Source organism: Bradyrhizobium sp. dw_411 (assembly GCF_018449695.1).
In the GTDB taxonomy this organism is placed as follows: domain Bacteria; phylum Pseudomonadota; class Alphaproteobacteria; order Rhizobiales; family Xanthobacteraceae; genus Bradyrhizobium.
In genome coordinates this window covers 1-878 of sequence record NZ_JAAVUY010000047.1, presented here as the reverse complement: position 1 = coordinate 878, position 878 = coordinate 1, and the positions used below count along the sequence as shown (strand labels likewise).

The following is an 878-nucleotide window of genomic DNA, read 5'->3' as shown; positions in this document are numbered from 1 at the left end:
GGTACAGACCGGCTAGATTGCCGACAGATTAGACCGGGATGATCCCCGACAGGTTTCAGAATGCATCGTAGGGAGGGCCCTCCGATGCCATTTAGAGAGACCGGTCGGATGGAAGAGCGTGTTCGGATGCTTCTGGAGCATGAGAGCGGGAACTGGAGCGTATCGGAGCTTTGCCGGCGCTACGGGGTTGGCCGAGACACGTTTTATGAGTGGCGCAAGCGCAAGGCGAGCGGAGATCCGGCGTGGTTTCAGGACCGCTCGCATGCGCCCTTGCAGTGTTGGCAGACCACGGATGGAGCGATTGCCGAGAAGGTGATCGCGGCGCGGCGGCGCTTTCCGTATCTGGGGCCGCGCAAGCTTCTCGCGGTGCTGGATCGCGAGGCTCCCGAGATCGCCTGGCCTGCCGCTTCGACGATCGGGAGCATTCTTAAGCGCGCAGGCTTGGTCACGCCGGTAAAGCGGCGCCGTCGCCCACTCGACCAGCGGCGGCCCTGCACGCCGGTGACAGCTGCCAACGACGAATGGAGCACCGACTTCAAGGGTTGGTTCCGTACCCGGGACCAACGGCGGATCGATCCACTGACGGTGGCCGATAGTCACAGCCGCTTCCTGATCGAACTGCGGATCGTCGATCCCACCATCGAGGGCGTTCGGCCCTGTTTTGAGCGGGCATTTCGCGAGTACGGCTTGCCCGCTGCGATCCGCTGCGACAATGGCTCGCCGTTCGGCTCGCGCGGCGCCGGCGGTCTCACCAGGCTGTCGGTCTGGTGGCTGAAGCTTGGCATTGCACCACACTTCATTCATCCCGCCTCGCCGCAGGAGAACGGCCGGCACGAGCGCATGCATCGCACGCTGAAGGCGCAGACCTCAGCCCCGCC

The 878-nt window shown here is 64.5% G+C and carries 1 protein-coding gene; it reads left to right on the top strand.

The features are described from left to right. Positions 1–108: 108 nt before the first annotated feature. The coding region (locus tag HB676_RS33615; protein ID WP_249780585.1) for a DDE-type integrase/transposase/recombinase at positions 109–878 on the top strand (770 nt) is incomplete at its 3' end.